The sequence below is a fragment of the Streptomyces sp. NPDC002138 genome (assembly GCF_040296485.1).
In the GTDB taxonomy this organism is placed as follows: Bacteria; Actinomycetota; Actinomycetes; order Streptomycetales; family Streptomycetaceae; genus Streptomyces.
On record NZ_JBEOXE010000007.1, the window covers coordinates 53,885 to 69,470 of the forward strand.

A 15,586-nucleotide genomic window follows, 5' to 3' on the forward strand; every position below is an offset into this window, starting at 1 on the left:
TGCCGCGCGGGGCGCGCAACAAGCGCCCCGCGCGGTGTCACATCCGTCGAAAGACTCGGAGGACCTGCGGTGCACGAACTGCCGCAACAGCTGGTCAACGGCCTGCTACTGGGATCCATGTACGGGCTCGTCGCCATCGGCTACACGATGGTCTATGGCATTGTCCAGCTCATCAACTTCGCGCACGGCGAGATCTTCATGACCGGAGGCTTCGGCGCCTTCACGGTCTGGACGATGCTCCCCTCGGGCACCACCATGTGGATCGCGCTGCCCCTCATGCTCATAGGCGCCGTCATCGTGGCGACCCTCTTCGCCGTCGGAGCGGAACGCTTCGCCTACCGGCCGCTTCGGAACGCGCCCCGCCTCGCCCCGCTCATCACCGCCATCGGCCTGTCGCTCGCCCTCCAGCAGGCGGTCTGGGCCTGGTACCCCAACGCGAAGTCCTCCATCGTCTTCCCCGAGATCTCCGGTGGTCCCTTCCACCTCGGCAGCATCACGATCCAGACCGGTGACGTCTTCCTGCTGGTCGCCGCCCCCATCTCCATGGCCTTCCTCGGCTACTTCGTCATGAAGACCCGCACCGGCCGGGGCATGCAGGCCACGGCGCAGGACCCGGACACCGCCAAGCTCATGGGCATCAACACCGACCGCATCATCACGGTCGCGTTCGCCCTCGGCGCCGTGTTCGCCGCCGTCGGAGCCGTCGCCTACGGCCTCAAGTACGGCGAGATCAACTTCAAGATGGGCTTCCTGCTCGGCCTCAAGGCCTTCACGGCGGCCGTCCTCGGCGGTATCGGCAACATCTACGGCGCGATGATCGGTGGGCTCGTCCTCGGCCTCGCCGAGACCATGGCCACCGCCTACATCGCCGACATTCCCGGCTTCCACCAGCTGGGCGGTCAGACCTGGGGCAACACCTGGGCGTTCGTACTCCTCATCCTCGTGCTCCTCTTCCGGCCCCAGGGCCTGCTGGGCCAGCGCGTGGCCGACAGGGCGTGACAACCATGACGACCAAGACAGCGGACACCCCGCAGACCGCCACCGCCGCCCGGGGCTTCGGTCCCTTCTCCGAGAAGACGGGCCGCGCCCTCGCCACGGTGGGCGGCGCGCTCACCGCCCTCTCCGCCTTCCTCTCCTGGACCTGGACCGCCGCGTTCCCCGGGGACCTCACCTTCTACGGCTCCCCCGCGGGCCTGCAGTGGCTGGTCCTCGTCGGCGGCCTGATGACCGCCCTCTTCGGCCTCGCGTCGTACGGCGTAAAGGGCCTCGGCTGGCTCGTCCCGGCCGGTGCCGACGCGGCGATCAAGCTCTCCGCCCTCGGCGCCTTCGCCACCGCGTGGTTCACGGTGATCGCGATCATCGTGGACCTCGGTCACCTCGTGGACCTGGAGCCCGGCGGCTTCTTCCTCGCGGTGGTCAGCCTGCTCGCCCTGGTCGGCGCCCTCGCGCTGCCCTTCGAGCGCCCGGTCGCCGAAGAGCCGGACCCGGAGGACAGCGGCTGGGACAACTTCAAGCTGGACAGCCGCAACCAGTGGGCCAACGTCAAGGCGGCCTTCGTCAACGGCCCCGTCCGCCCCCTGCGGGAGCTGCCCGCCTACCTGGAGATCCTGCTCATCGCGGTGCTCCTCGGCATCGGCCTGGGCGTCTTCACCTTCGGCATCACCACCCCGTACCAGGAGCTCTTCCTCGGCTTCCTGATCACGGCCGGCTTCGGCGCCGCCGCCCTGAACAAGGCGGGGCTCATCGCCCGCTTCTCGGCCATCACCTCCCGGCACCGCAACGTCTCCCTCGTCGGAGCGTTCGTCGCCGCCGCGGCCTTCCCGTTCACCCAGACCGACGACCAGTACGCGACCCTCGGCGTCAACATCCTGATCTTCGCCACCGTCGCCCTGGGCCTGAACATCGTCGTCGGCCTCACCGGTCTCCTCGACCTCGGATACGTCGCCTTCCTCGGTGTCGGCGCCTACACCGCGGCCCTGGTCTCCGGCTCGCCCAACTCGCCCTTCGGCGTGCACCTGCCCTTCTGGGCCGCGCTCCTGATCGGCGCCGGCGCCTCGATGGTCTTCGGCGTCCTCATCGGCGCCCCGACCCTGCGGCTGCGCGGCGACTACCTCGCCATCGTGACGCTCGGCTTCGGTGAGATCTTCCGGATCTCGATGAACAACCTCGACGGCGTCTCCGGCCCCGACGTCACCAACGGCCCGAACGGCATCTCCTCGATCCCGAACGTGGACCTGTTCGGCTTCGACTTCGGCGCCGAACACACCGTCGCCGGATTCACCATCGGCCGCTTCGCGAACTACTTCCTGCTGATGCTGCTCATCACCCTCATCGTGGTGATGGTCTTCCGCCGCAGCTCGGAGTCCCGCATCGGCCGCGCCTGGGTCGCCATCCGCGAGGACGAGACCGCCGCCGAAGCCATGGGCATCAACGGCTTCCGCGTCAAGCTCATCGCCTTCGCCCTCGGCGCCACCCTGGCCGGTCTGGCCGGCGCCGTACAGGCCCACGTCTCGTACACCGTGACGCCCGAGCAGTACGTCTTCGCCAACGCGGTCCCGCCGAACTCGGCGTTCCTGCTCGCCGCCGTCGTCCTCGGCGGCATGGGAACCATCTCCGGTCCCCTCATCGGCGGCTCGCTGCTCTTCCTGATCCCCAACAAACTCCAGGGGATGGAGGAGTACCAGCTCCTCGCGTTCGGCGTCGCGCTCATCGTCCTGATGCGCCTGCGCCCCGAAGGCATCATTCCCAACCGGCGCAACCAGCTCGAACTCCACCAGGACATGGAAGCGCCCACGGTCCTCGGCAAGGCAGGGGTCTGAAACCCATGACGACCACCACCACCGACACTCCCGCCGCCACCACGGCGGAGACCGTCCTCGACGCGCGGGGCGTCACGATGCGCTTCGGCGGCCTCACGGCCGTCAAGAACGTCGACCTCACCGTGAAGAGCGGCGAGATCGTCGGCCTCATCGGCCCCAACGGCGCGGGCAAGACCACGTTCTTCAACTGCCTGACCGGCCTCTACATCCCCACCGAGGGTGAGGTCCGGTACAAGGGCACGGTCCTGCCGCCCAAGTCGTACAAGGTCACCGCGGCCGGGATCGCCCGTACGTTCCAGAACATCCGGCTCTTCAACAACATGACGGTGCTGGAGAACGTACTGGTCGGCCGGCACACCCGCACCAAGCAGGGACTGTGGTCCTCGCTGCTGCGGCTGCCCGCCTTCCACCGCGAGGAAGCGGCCACCCGCGAGAAGGCCCTGGAACTCCTGGAGTTCATCGGCCTCGCCCACAAGGCCGAGCACCTGGCGCGCAACCTGCCCTACGGCGAGCAGCGCAAGCTGGAGATCGCCCGCGCGCTCGCCAGCGACCCCGGTCTCATCCTGCTGGACGAGCCCACCGCGGGCATGAACCCGCAGGAGACCCGGGCGGCCGAAGAGCTGATCTTCGCCATCAGGGACCAGGGCATCGCCGTACTCGTCATCGAGCACGACATGCGCTTCATCTTCAACCTCTGCGACCGCGTCGCCTGCCTCGTCCAGGGCGAGAAGCTCATCGAGGGCACCGCGGCCGAGGTCCAGGGTGACGAGCGCGTCGTCGCCGCCTACCTCGGCGAGCCCTTCGAAGGCGCCCCCGGCGCCGAAGAGGTCGCGGAGGTCGAGGCGGCCGAGACGCACAGCACCACCAGCACGGACGGAGAAGCCAAGTGACCGCACTCCTCGAGGTCGAGGACCTCCGGGTCGCCTACGGCAAGATCGAAGCCGTCAAGGGCATCTCGTTCAGCGTCGAGGCCGGCCAGATCGTCACCCTCATCGGCACCAACGGTGCGGGCAAGACGACCACGCTGCGGACCCTGTCCGGCCTGATCAAGCCGCGCGGCGGCCAGATCCGCTTCAACGGCAAGTCGCTGAAGAAGACGCCCGCGCACGACATCGTCGCGCTCGGGCTCGCCCACTCCCCCGAGGGGCGGCACATCTTCCCGCGCATGACGATCGAGGACAATCTCCTCCTCGGTGCCTTCCTGAGCAAGGACAAGGCGGCGATCCAGAAGGACGTCCAGCGCGCCTACGAGCTGTTCCCGATCCTGGGAGAGCGTCGCAAGCAGGCCGCGGGCACCCTCTCGGGCGGCGAGCAGCAGATGCTGGCGATGGGCCGCGCGCTCATGTGCCGGCCGAAGCTGCTGATGCTGGACGAGCCGTCCATGGGCCTCTCGCCGATCATGATGCAGAAGATCATGGCGACCATCGCCGAACTCAAGGCGGGCGGCACCACGATCCTGCTGGTCGAGCAGAACGCGCAGGCCGCGCTCTCGCTCGCCGACCAGGGCCACGTCATGGAGATCGGCAAGATCGTCCTGTCCGGCCCGGGCCGCGAGCTGCTCGTCAACGAGGACGTCCGCAAGGCGTACCTCGGCGAGGACTGACCGACCCGGCACACCACGCGTGAGGCCCGCCCCGGATGTCCGGGGCGGGCCTCACGCGTTGCACGGCTGCGGCTGCGGTTGCGGCTGCCGGGGGGGCTGTTTACTCCTTGGCCGCCTCGGCGGCGTTCTTCTTCTCCTCGGCGTCCTCGATGACCGCCTCGGCGACCTGCTGCATCGACATGCGGCGGTCCATGGAGGTCTTCTGGATCCACCGGAAGGCGGCGGGTTCGGTCAGGCCGTACTGCGTCTGCAGGATGCTCTTGGCGCGGTCGACGAGCTTGCGGGTCTCCAGGCGGAGCGAGAGGTCGGCGACCTCCTTCTCCAGAGCGCGCAGTTCCGCGAAGCGGGACACGGCCATCTCGATGGCCGGGACCACGTCGCTCTTGCTGAACGGCTTGACCAGGTACGCCATGGCACCCGCGTCCCGGGCCCGCTCGACGAGGTCGCGCTGCGAGAACGCCGTGAGCATCAGCACCGGGGCGATGGACTCCTCGGCGATCATCTCGGCGGCGGAGATCCCGTCCAGGACGGGCATCTTCACGTCCAGGATGACGAGGTCGGGCCGGTGCTCGCGGGCCAGCTCCACGGCCCGCCGGCCGTCCCCGGCCTCGCCGACGACGGCGTAGCCCTCTTCCTCCAGCATCTCTTTCAGGTCGAGCCGGATGAGCGCCTCGTCCTCGGCGATGACGACGCGGGTCGTCAGCGGCGGGACATGCGACTGGTCGGCGTCGACGGGCGTGGGCGACGACTCGTGCTCGGCGGTCACGGAGGGCTCCTCGTTGCGGGGCATAACAGCTCCCCTGAGCCTACCTAGCTCCTGTAAGGTGGTGTCGCGCAGGGTTCGTTGAGTCCTTCGTTTCGTAGGCCCCAGTACTCCAACTGGTCAGAGAGGCCGCTCTCAAACAGCGGACAGTGTGGGTTCGAATCCCACCTGGGGCACTTTCCTTACATTCCATGGTCGCGCGATCTTCGCGGACCTTAGCTCAAACGAGCGAATCCGGCCGAGCTGCCGGTCACCCTGGGCTGTCGATTCGCCCACCCGTGAGTCCGTGGAGCACCGAGGCGACGTCCGCTCCGGCGTCGGCGGCGGCCGGGGCGGCCCCCGTGACGAGGAGCCGGTACCAGAACGGGCCGAGGACGAGGTCCGCGGCGCGGTCGAGGCCGGCTTCGGTGACCGGGGAGATCTCTTCGCGAGACGCGGCGCGGGCGAACAGCGCGCGGACGAGGTCGTGGCGGGTCCGGGCCCAGGCCTCGAACGGCGCCGCGGAGGCCGGGGCGAGCCGGGCCTCGGCCGCGAGGCCGCCGAGGGCGCGGGCACTGACGGGATCGCCTGCGGTGGCGTAGAGGCCGGCCAGGAACGCGGTGAGGTCGCCCGCGAGGGTGCCCGTGTCGGGTCCGGGTTCCGGGGTGTGGGTGAAGGCGTCCATGACGAGTTCGGGCTTGGTCTTCCACCAGCGGTAGACCGTGCTCTTGGCGACGTTCGCCCGCTTGGCGATGCCTTCGATGGTGAGCGCGCCGTAGCCGTTCTCCAGGAGGAGGGCGGCGGTGGCCTCGATGACGGACCGGTGGGCCTCCTCGTTGCGGAGGCGGCCACCGGTACGGGGTGCGGACTTGACGGACTTGGCGGGCTTGGCGGGAGTGGTTGACACGGCTTCACGATAGCCGCTACCGTTTATCGAAACGCTGCGTAGCGTTTCGATAGAAGCGTTTCGATGAGCAGACAGGGCTGAAGGACAGACACGGGGGGCTGAGCCATGGACGGAATCGTGATCGCGCGGGAGCGGGCACGGGAGCAAGAGCGTGCGCGGTGGCACTGGTACGGGGACACGGGCGAGGAGTTCGCCGACGCGGGGCTCGAGGTGCGGATCCCGAACTTCCCCGCGCCGTTCGCGCCGGACGCCGAGGGTGAGGCGGAGGCCGAGACGGAAGCGTGGCGGGAGGGCGCGGAGGCGGGGCCGCGACCGCACGGGTTACGGCGACTGCGGGCGGTCCAGGGGCAGGACACCTCGGCCGAGCGGGCGTTCGCGGGGGTGACGTCGGGCGCGGCCGGTGCGGTGGCCTCGGGCGAGGCGGGGTGCGGGGCGCCGAGACCGGCGTTCTGGCCGGCGCCGCGCGGGGAACAGGGGCTGCGGGCCGCTCGGGGGTCGCGGTCGCGGTGCCTCAGCGGCCGGAGTGAGGGACCACGTCGCCCTCCCGTGGCGCGGGGTCGGCCCACGCCACGGGAGGGTCAGGACAGACCGGAGTAGGACGGGGCGCGGTCCTCGGCGGACTTGGCCGTGATCAGCACGGCGGCGACCAAGGCCGCGAGCGCGGTGCTGCCGCAGGCCCACCAGAGGGTGCCGGTGTAGCCGCGCAGTACCTCTTGGCCGATCTGCGAGGGCAGGGTCGCCGCGGCGCGAGCGCCGTCCACCCGAATCGCGATCAGGGTGCTCAGCACTCCGGCGCCGATCGCCACGCCCAGCTGCTGCGCCGCGGAGACGGCTCCCGCCGCCCCGCCGGAGTGCTGGTCGGCGCCGTCGGTCGCGAGGGCCAGGAGCGCCGTGACGGCCAGGCCGGAGCCGAGGCCGACCAGGAGGATGCCCGGCAGGACCAGCGTCAGGTAGCCGCTGTCGGTGGTCAGACGGGCCAGGAGCAGCTGACCGACCGCCATGAGCACCAGGCCCGCCACGGTCAGGACCCGGGGTGTGGTGCGGTGCAGGAGACGGGCGGTGATCTGGGTGGAAGCGATGGCGTTCCCCGCGAACAGGGGAAGGAGGGACGCACCGGCCATGAGGGGGGCGTAGCCGTGGACGTACTGCAGGTAGAAGGTGACGACCGAGAGGAGGGCGAAGAGGCCGACACCGGCCAGGGCCATGGCGAGGAAGGCGCCGACGCGGTTGCGGTCCGGCGGGAGCACCGGGTTCGGGGTCCGGGCCTGCCACCCCACGAAGGCCACGAGCAGGAGGACGCCTCCCACGATCAGGAGCAGGATCCGGCGGGCGCCCCAGCCGTCCGGCGGGGCCTCGGCCAGGCCGTAGGTCAGGGCGGTGAGGCCGCCGGCGCCGAGGATGACGCCGAGCGGATCGGGGCGGGCTCCTGCGCCGCTCGGGCGGTCGTGCACCAGGGCGAGCGCGCCGATCACGGTGATCACGGCGAGGGGGACGGCGGCGAAGAAGGTCCAGCGCCAGGACATGTACTCGATGAGCCAGCCACCCGCGCACAGCCCGAGGACCGAACCGCTGCCGGCGACCGCGCCGTAGATGCCGAAGGCCCGACCGCGTTCCTTCGGATCGGGGAAGCCGTTGGCCACCAGAGACAGGGCGGAGGACATCAGCAGCGCGGCGAAGACGCCCTGCAGGGCGCGCGCCCAGACCAGCATGTCGGCATCGGCGGCGGCGCCGCCGATGGCGGAGGCCACCGCGAATCCGACCATGCCGACGATCAGCATCCGCCTGCGGCCGACGAGGTCCGCGAGGTGTCCGCCGATCAGCAACAACCCGCCGAAGGCCAGGGCGTAGGAGGTGCCCATCCCGCCCAGGTCCTTGGCCGGAAGGTTGAGCGCGGCCTGGAGGGACGGGAGGGCGAGGCCGAAGCTCGCCACCTGGAGCAGCACCATCAGCTGCGCCAGGACGAGGACGGCCAGGCCCCACCAGCGCTTGGGATGCGGGGGCGCCGGCTTGTCGAGGGAGAGCGGGGAGGGCGGGGACCAGGTGCCGGGGACCGGGGCCGGGGGCGGGCCGAAGCCCTGCCCGGGGATCAGGGGCGAGGGGGTGTGCGGAGCGTAGGCGGGCGGCGGGGGCAGCGGTTGCCCCTGCGGCTGGGCGGACGGGACCCGGGGGTCCGTGCCCGCCGAGGGCGTTTCCGCGGGGGGCGCCTCCGCGGGCGCCATGGCGGGGGCGAAGTCCAGCAGCTCGGCGGCGTGGCGGCCCAGTTGTGCCAGGACCGCGCCGGGCAGCCACTCCCCCGGCTGGTCGGTCGCCGTGCGCGCGGCCACCTGATCGGGGGTGGGCCGCCGGGCCGGATCCTTGTGCAGGCACGCGCGGACGAGGTCGACGAGCGACTCCGGTACACCGGTCAGGTCGGCCTCCTCCTCCGCGATCCGGAAGAGGTGGGCGTTCAGCCCGGTGTCGGTCGCGCCGAAGAGCAGCCGTCCGGTCGCCGCGTAGACGAGGACCGCGCCCAGGCAGAAGACATCGCTGGCGGGGGTGAGTTCCAGGCCGCGGACCTGTTCCGGCGACATGAAGCCCGGGGACCCGATCAGCATGCCGGTGTGGGTGTGCAGGCTGTCCCCGGTCAGGCTGTCCATCGCCCGCGCGATGCCGAAGTCGATGACGCGCGGGGCGTCGACGGTGATGAGGACGTTGGACGGCTTGAGGTCGCGGTGGATCAGACCCGCGTCGTGCACGGCCCGCAGGGCGAGGGCGAGGCGGTTGGCGAGGGTGTTGACCGAGTGCTCGGGCAGCGGTCCGAAGTCCTTGGCGACCACGGTCTGCAGGTCGGGGCCCGGGATGTACTGGGTGGCCACCCACGGGATCGCGGCCTCGGGGTCGGCGTCGAGCACGGCCGCCGTCCAACTGCCGCCCACCCGCCGCGCGGCGGCCACTTCGCGGGCGAAACGCTTGCGGAATTCGGGGTGCCCGGCGAATTCGGCCTGCACGACCTTCACGGCCACGGTCCGGCCGCCCTCGGAGCGCCCCAAATAGACCAGCCCCATGCCGCCCGCGCCCAGTCGGGCGATCAGTCGGTAGGGGCCTATGCGGGTCGGGTCTCCGGTGATCAGCTGGTCCACGGAAGAAAGATAGTCCAACTCTTCGACAGGACAACAGGATTGAGGGCGACAGGGCCTAGAGGCCCTGCCGTCGGTAGGCTCCGGGCGGGATGCCGTGCGCGCGTTTGAACGCGTTGGCGAAGGCGAATTCGGACGTGTAGCCCACGTGTGCGGAAACCGTTCTCAGCGGTGCGTCCGATGTCCGGAGCAGTCGCGCTGCCGTGGTCATCCGCCACCAGGTCAGGTAGGTCAGGGGTGGCTGGCCGACCAGCCGGGCGAAGCGCTTGGCGAAGGGCGCCCGGGAGAGCCCGGCTTCCGCGGCGAGCTTCACCACGGTCCACGGGGCCGCCAGGTCGCGGTGGATGGCATGGAGGGCAGCGGTGACCGGCGGGTCGTTCAGCGCGGCGGCCCATCCGGTGGTGTGGTCCCCGCGCAGGGGCCGTTCGTCGAACCAGATGCGCAGGATGTAGAGCAGCAGCGCGTCGAGGAGGGCGGGGACGGCCGCGTCCGTGCCCAGGCTCGGGGTCTCCAGCTCGGCGGCGAGCAGGTGCACCGCCGAGCCCAGTTCAGGACGGCGGCCCGGGTGCGCGGGCAGGTGGATCAGATCCGGGAGGGACAGCAGCAGCGGGTGGGCGCGGGACGGATCGAGTTGGTAGGCCCCGCAGAGCAACACGGTGACCGGACCCCCGTCTCCGCTTCTGTCGACGCTGTCCGAGGCGTAGGCGGCGTACGGCTCCGGTTGATCCGGGCCGCAGGCCGGGGCCGGGGCCACCGCCGGGGTCTCCGGGCTGTCGGTGAGGATGTGCCCCGTGCCGTGAGGGAGGAACACCACGTCCCCCGTGCCCAGCCGGACGGGTTCCGTGTCCGCGGGCAGCAGCCAGCAGGAGCCCCGCAGGACCACCTGGAAGCCCGCCGCCCCCGGTACGGAGGAGAACTCCTGTCCCCAGGGGGCATGCCATCGCACAAGCGCCGCCCGGGGTCGGCCGGTCCGCGTCACCGCGACCACATCGCTGAGCACGTCCATGCCCCGAGCCTACGGGTGCGAGACGATCGCGTAGGAACAGGGCCGCCTCACGCATGGATCGTCCTCAACCGTGCTCGTAGATTCGCCGCATGACGACGATGAAGAGCGCACGCATCCACGAGTTCGGCGATCCCTCCGTGATCCGCCACGACGCTGTTCCGCGCCCACGGCCCGACGTCGGTGAGGTGCTCATCCACGTCGCCGCGACCTCCTTCAACCCCACCGAGGCCGCGTTGCGGGCCGGTCTCCTGCGGGCGTTCCTTCCGGTGGACCTGCCGTACACGACCGGCTGGGACGTCGCCGGGACCGTGGCCGAGATCGGCGCGGGGGTGGAGGGGTTCGCCGTGGGCGACGGTGTCATCGGACGGCTCGACGGCGGGGGTGCGGCTGCCGAGTACGTCCGGGCGCCCGCCGCCGCGCTGACCGCGGCACCGGGGTCCGTCCCGCTCGCCCACGCCGCGGCGCTTCCCGTCGCCGGTCTGACGGCCTGGCAGGCGGTGTTCGAGCACGGGAGGGTAGCCGCCGGCCAGCGGGTGCTGGTCAACGGCGCGGGTGGCGGGGTGGGAGGCTTCGTGACGCAGCTCGCAAAGTACGCGGGGGCCGAGGTGATCGCCACGGCCGGTCCTCGGAGTACCGAGGCGGTGCTGCGGCAGGGCGCGGACCACGTCATCGACTACACCGCCCGGCCGGTGAGCGCCGCACTCGACGGCCCGGTGGACGTCCTGCTCAACCTGGTGCCGCTCGGCCCGCGGGACGCCGCGGCTCTGGCGTCGCTGGTGCGGCGGGGCGGGCGGATCGTGTCGATCGCCACCCCGATCGAGCAGCCCGTGGGCGCGGCGGTGAGCGCGACGCACATGGTCGCCCGCAACGACGTCGTGGACCTGGCGGCGCTCGTGGAACTCGTCGACGCGGGAACGGTCGGCATCGACATCAGCTCCGTACGCCCCCTGGCCGAGCTCGCTGACGTCCACCGCCTCGGCCAAGCCGGCAAGATCCGGGGCAAGGTCGTCCTCGTCCCGTGAGTCCAGATCGTCCCGTGAGTCCAGGACCCGCCGCCCGCCACGCGTGCGCGTGGCGGGTGGTGAGGCAGAGGCACGTCGGCCTAGCGGACGGCGGCGCCGATGTGGTGGATGCGGACGAGGTTGGTCGAGCCGGCGATCCCCGGGGGCGATCCGGCGGTGATGACGACCACGTCGCCGGGGACGCAGCGGCCGATGCGCAGGAGTTCCTCGTCGACCTGGGCGACCATCGCGTCGGTGGAGTCGACGTGCGGGCCGAGGAAGGTCTCCACGCCCCAGGTGAGGTTGAGCTGCGAGCGGGTGGCCTGGTCGGGGGTGAAGGCCAGCAGCGGGATGGGCGAGCGGTAGCGGGAGAGCCTGCGGACGGTGTCCCCGCTCTGGGTGAAGGCGACGAGGAACTTCGCGCCGAGGAAGTCGCCCATCTCGGCGGCCGCGCGGGCGACGGCGCCGCCCTGGGTGCGGGGCTTGTTCCGGTCGGTGAGCGGAGGCAGGCCCTTGGCGAGGATGTCCTCCTCGGCGGCCTCGACGATGCGGGCCATGGTGCGAACCGTCTCGATCGGGTACTTCCCGACGCTGGTCTCGCCGGAGAGCATGACGGCGTCGGTGCCGTCGATGACGGCGTTGGCGACGTCGGAGGCTTCCGCGCGGGTCGGGCGGGAGTTGTCGATCATCGAGTCGAGCATCTGCGTCGCGACGATGACGGGCTTGGCGTTGCGCTTCGCGAGCTTCACCGCGCGCTTCTGGACGATCGGGACCTGCTCCAGGGGCATTTCGACGCCGAGGTCGCCGCGCGCGACCATGATGCCGTCGAAGGCGGCGACGATGTCGTCGATGTTCTCGACGGCCTGGGGCTTCTCGATCTTGGCGATGACGGGGAGGCGCCGGCCTTCCTCGTCCATGATGCGGTGGACGTCCTCGATGTCGCGGCCGCTGCGGACGAAGGACAGCGCGATGACGTCGGCGCCGATGCGCAGCGCCCAGCGGAGGTCGTCGATGTCCTTCTCGGACAGGGCGGGTACGGAGACGGCGACGCCGGGGAGGTTCAGCCCCTTGTGGTCGGAGACCATTCCGCCCTCGACGACGAGGGTGTGCACGCGCGGTCCGTCGACCCCGGTGACCTCGAGGGTGACACGGCCGTCGTCGACGAGGATGCGCTCGCCGGTGGTGACGTCGTGGGCGAGGCCCTTGTAGGTCGTCCCGCAGGTGTGGCGGTCGCCCTCGTGGTCCTCGACGGTGATCGTGAACTCGTCTCCGCGTTCAAGGAGTACGGGTCCTTCGTGGAAGCGGCCGAGGCGAATCTTCGGACCTTGAAGGTCGGCGAGGATTCCGACGCTGCGGCCGGTTTCGTCGGAGGCCTTGCGCACCCGGTGGTAGCGCTCCTCGTGTTCGGCGTAGGTGCCGTGACTGAGGTTGAAGCGGGCAATGTCCATTCCGGCTTCGACCAGGGCTTTGATCTGGTCGTATGAGTCGGTGGCGGGGCCCAGGGTACATACGATTTTCGCTCGGCGCATGAGCTGAGCGTATGCCCCTACCGGGGAGTAGAGAATTGGTATCGGGTGTCCACTCAACAACCTTTGGGTAAAAGCTTGTTGACAATTATTGAATGTGCGCGGGGGTGCTCTGATGAGCACCCCCGGAGGCCCCTGCGGAGGCGTTCTAGAGCTGCGGAGGGGTCATCGTGAACCGGGCGTTCACCTGGGCGAAGACCGTCTGCCGCTGCGGTTCGAGATCGAGTGCGGGAGCGTGCTCCTCGGGGGCCGCGCCGTAGCCCATCGAGCGCATGGCGCCGGCCGGGGCGGCCATCAGGCGGGGGCCCGCGTCCTCGGCGCCGAGGTCCGCGAGTTCGACGAGGGCGGCGAGGCGGGCGCCGAGGGCCTCGGCGTATTCGCGGGCACGCTTGACCGCTTCGAGTACGGCCTGGCGGCGGGCCTGGCCGTGGGCCGGCGAGTCGGGGCGCAGGGCCCACCAGGGTCCGTCCACCCGGGTGAGGTCGAGGTCGGCGAGGCGGGTGGTCAGTTCGCCGAGGGCCGTGAAGTCTGCTAGTTCGGCAGTGATGAGGACCCGGCCGTGGTAGGCGCGGACGCGTTCGCCGCGGCCCTGCCGGGTGAGTTCGGGCGTGATCGAGAAGGCGCCGGTCTCGAGCTTCTCCACGGCGTCGCCGTAGCTCTTGACCAGGTCGAGGACCGCGTTGTTGCGCCGGGTGAGGTCTTCGAGGGCGCCCCGGCGGTCGCCGCCGCGGGCGCTGACCGTGATGCCGACGCGGGCGATCTCGGGGTCGACCTCGATGCGGGCCTCGCCGCGGACGGCGACCCGGGGGACGTCGGGGGTTCCGTAGGGCTGGTGGGCTCCGGAGGACTGGTGGGTGCCGTAGGGCTCGGAGGTTCCGTGCGTCTGGGGCGTTGCGTCGTCGCTCATGCTTTCACTCTCGCACTGTCACCCGTTCGGGGCTGGTCATCGGATCGAAACCTGACAGGGGTGTTGCGGTCGCTTCCGACGCGTCAGAATCTACGCGCGTTATCTACGCGCGTTGTTCACGCCTCACAAGGGGAGATGGCATGGCGTTCGACCGCAGGACTTTTCTGGGAACCACGGCCGCGACAGGGGCCGCGGTGGCGTTGACGGGGACCACGAGCACCCCGGCCGCGGCCGCGCAGGAGTCCCGGCCGCGTACCTACGCGTTCACGGTGATGGGGACCACCGACCTGCACGGAAACGTCTTCAACTGGGACTACTTCACGGACAAGGAGTTCGACGACAAGGCGCACAACGACGTCGGTCTGGCGAAGATCTCCACGCTGGTGAACCAGGTGCGCAAGGAGAAGGGCCGCCACAACACGCTGCTGATAGACGCGGGCGACACGATCCAGGGCACCCAGCTGTCGTACTACTACGCCAAGGTGGACCCGATCACGGCCCGTCGCGGTCCGGTGCACCCGATGGCGCAGGCGATGAACGCGATCGGTTATGACGCGGCGGCGATCGGCAATCACGAGTTCAATTACGGCATTCCGGTGCTGCGCAAGTTCGAGGAGCAGTGCGACTTCCCGCTCCTGGGGGCGAACGCGCTGGACGCGAAGACGCTGCGTCCCGCCTTCGCGCCGTACAGCATGCACCGGTTGTGTACCCCGCACGGTCCGGACGTGAAGGTGGCGGTGCTGGGTCTGACCAACCCGGGGATCGCGATCTGGGACAAGGCCAACGTGCAGGGGAAGATGACCTTCCCCGGCCTGGAGGAGCAGGCGGCGAAGTACGTGCCGCGGCTGCGCTCGCTGGGTGCGGACGTGGTGATCGTCTCGGCGCATTCGGGGTCGAGCGGCACGTCGAGCTACGGCGACCAGCTGCCGTACATCGAGAACGCGGCGGGTCTGGTGGCCGAGCAGGTGCCCGGCATCGACGCGATCCTGGTCGGCCACGCGCACACGGAGATCCCCGAGTACCGGGTGAAGAACAAGGCGACCGGTAAGGACGTCGTGCTGTCCGAGCCGCTCAAGTGGGGCCAGCGCCTGACCCTGTTCGACTTCGAGCTGTCGTGGTCGAAGGGCCGCTGGTCGGTGGAGAAGGTCGCGGCGCGGGTGCTGAACTCCAACACCGCGGCGGAGGACCCGAAGATCGTCCGGATGCTGTCGGACGAGCACCGCAAGGTGGTGTCGTACGTCAACCAGGTCATCGGCACCTCGCTGCAGGCGATGTCCTCGGCGGAGGGCCCGTTCAAGGACGTCGCGATCATCGACCTGATCAGCCACGTGCAGGCGGAGACGGTCAAGACGGCGCTGGCGGGCACGGAGTGGGCGGCGCTGCCGGTCCTCTCCCAGGCCTCCTGCTTCTCGCGGACCGCGGCGATCCCCGCCGGCCAGGTGACGATCAAGGACGCGGCGGGCCTGTACCCGTTCGAGAACACGCTGGAAGCGCGGCTGCTGACCGGCGCGCAGCTGAAGGACTACCTGGAGTTCTCGGCGCGGTACTACGCGCGGACGGCTCCGGCCGACCCGGTGGACCTGGCGAAGCTGACGAACGCGGAGAGCATCCCGGACTACAACTACGACGCGGTGTACGGCGTGACGTACGACATCGACATCGCGCAGCCCGCCGGTTCCCGGATCACCGGGCTGTCCTTCCAGGGCAAGCCCGTCGACCCGGCCGCCCAGTTCGTGCTGGCGGTGAACAACTACCGGGCCTCGGGCGGCGGAAACTTCCCGCACGTGCCGAAGGCCAAGCAGCTGTGGGCCAACTCGGAGGAGATCCGCAACACCATCATCCAGTGGGTGAAGGCGAAGGGCACCGTCGACCCGGCGCAGTTCGCCGCGGTGGACTGGCGGCTGACCCGGGCCGGCGTGCCGGTCTTCTAGTTCCTGTCAATGCGCCGGCCGGGGCGGG

Annotated in this window: 12 protein-coding genes and 1 tRNA gene; 7 read left to right on the forward strand and 6 right to left on the reverse strand. The window is 70.4% G+C overall.

What is annotated here, in order from left to right; translation table 11 throughout:
* The first annotated feature begins 69 nt into the window (after nt 1-69).
* The 4 genes from ABT084_RS06430 to ABT084_RS06445 are packed head-to-tail and all read left to right on the forward strand — an operon-like array spanning nt 70 to nt 4,422.
* The gene (locus ABT084_RS06430) at nt 70-999 is read left to right on the forward strand and encodes a branched-chain amino acid ABC transporter permease (RefSeq protein ID WP_351038682.1); all 930 of its coding nucleotides are present in this window, start codon (nt 70-72) and stop codon (nt 997-999) included.
* Between the two features lie 5 nt (nt 1,000-1,004).
* Nucleotides 1,005-2,819 (forward strand): branched-chain amino acid ABC transporter permease, encoded by a 1,815-nt coding sequence (locus ABT084_RS06435; RefSeq protein WP_351038684.1) that lies wholly within the window; start codon nt 1,005-1,007, stop codon nt 2,817-2,819.
* Nucleotides 2,820-2,824: 5 nt separating this feature from the next.
* Nucleotides 2,825-3,709, forward strand: a complete 885-nt coding sequence (locus ABT084_RS06440) for an ABC transporter ATP-binding protein (protein WP_351038686.1) — start codon at nt 2,825-2,827, stop codon at nt 3,707-3,709.
* Nucleotides 3,706-4,422, forward strand: a complete 717-nt coding sequence (locus ABT084_RS06445) for an ABC transporter ATP-binding protein (protein WP_351038688.1) — start codon at nt 3,706-3,708, stop codon at nt 4,420-4,422. Before ABT084_RS06440 ends, ABT084_RS06445 begins: the two co-directional genes overlap by 4 nt.
* A 100-nt stretch (nt 4,423-4,522) precedes the next feature.
* On the opposite strand, the gene ABT084_RS06450 is transcribed toward ABT084_RS06445, so the two are convergent.
* The gene (locus ABT084_RS06450) at nt 4,523-5,212 is read right to left on the reverse strand and encodes an ANTAR domain-containing response regulator (protein ID WP_351038690.1); all 690 of its coding nucleotides are present in this window, start codon (nt 5,210-5,212) and stop codon (nt 4,523-4,525) included.
* 74 nt (nt 5,213-5,286) lie between these two features.
* Between ABT084_RS06450 and ABT084_RS06455 the strand changes: the two genes are divergently transcribed.
* A tRNA-Leu gene (locus ABT084_RS06455) sits at nt 5,287-5,361 on the forward strand.
* A gap of 74 nt (nt 5,362-5,435) precedes the next feature.
* Here ABT084_RS06455 and ABT084_RS06460 read toward each other — a convergent pair.
* The 3 genes from ABT084_RS06460 to ABT084_RS06470 all read right to left on the reverse strand — a co-directional run bounded on the left by ABT084_RS06460 (nt 5,436) and on the right by ABT084_RS06470 (nt 10,193).
* A complete protein-coding gene (locus tag ABT084_RS06460) occupies nt 5,436-6,071 on the reverse strand; it encodes a TetR/AcrR family transcriptional regulator (RefSeq protein ID WP_351038692.1) in 636 nt (211 codons plus the stop codon).
* A gap of 578 nt (nt 6,072-6,649) precedes the next feature.
* Nucleotides 6,650-9,190 carry an MDR family MFS transporter gene (locus ABT084_RS06465; RefSeq protein ID WP_351038694.1) on the reverse strand — a complete coding sequence of 847 codons (2,541 nt, stop codon included), beginning with the start codon at nt 9,188-9,190 and terminating at the stop codon, nt 6,650-6,652.
* Between the two features lie 55 nt (nt 9,191-9,245).
* Complete coding sequence (locus ABT084_RS06470) at nt 9,246-10,193, reverse strand: AraC family transcriptional regulator (RefSeq protein ID WP_351038696.1); 948 nt, start codon at nt 10,191-10,193, stop codon at nt 9,246-9,248.
* An 89-nt stretch (nt 10,194-10,282) separates the two neighbouring features.
* On the opposite strand from ABT084_RS06470, the gene ABT084_RS06475 reads away from it, so the two are divergent.
* On the forward strand, nt 10,283-11,215 hold the full coding sequence (locus tag ABT084_RS06475; protein ID WP_351038698.1) for an NADP-dependent oxidoreductase: 933 nt from the start codon (nt 10,283-10,285) through the stop codon (nt 11,213-11,215).
* A gap of 80 nt (nt 11,216-11,295) precedes the next feature.
* Here ABT084_RS06475 and pyk read toward each other — a convergent pair whose 3' ends face one another.
* Entirely contained in the window at nt 11,296-12,723 is a 1,428-nt protein-coding gene (pyk, locus tag ABT084_RS06480; protein ID WP_351038700.1) for a pyruvate kinase, read from the reverse strand.
* A 145-nt stretch (nt 12,724-12,868) separates the two neighbouring features.
* Complete coding sequence (locus ABT084_RS06485) at nt 12,869-13,627, reverse strand: SIMPL domain-containing protein (protein WP_351038702.1); 759 nt, start codon at nt 13,625-13,627, stop codon at nt 12,869-12,871.
* Between the two features lie 140 nt (nt 13,628-13,767).
* Between ABT084_RS06485 and ABT084_RS06490 the strand changes: the two genes are divergently transcribed.
* Nucleotides 13,768-15,558, forward strand: coding sequence for a bifunctional metallophosphatase/5'-nucleotidase (locus ABT084_RS06490; protein WP_351038703.1), 1,791 nt, complete (start codon nt 13,768-13,770; stop codon nt 15,556-15,558).
* Nucleotides 15,559-15,586: the final 28 nt, after the last annotated feature.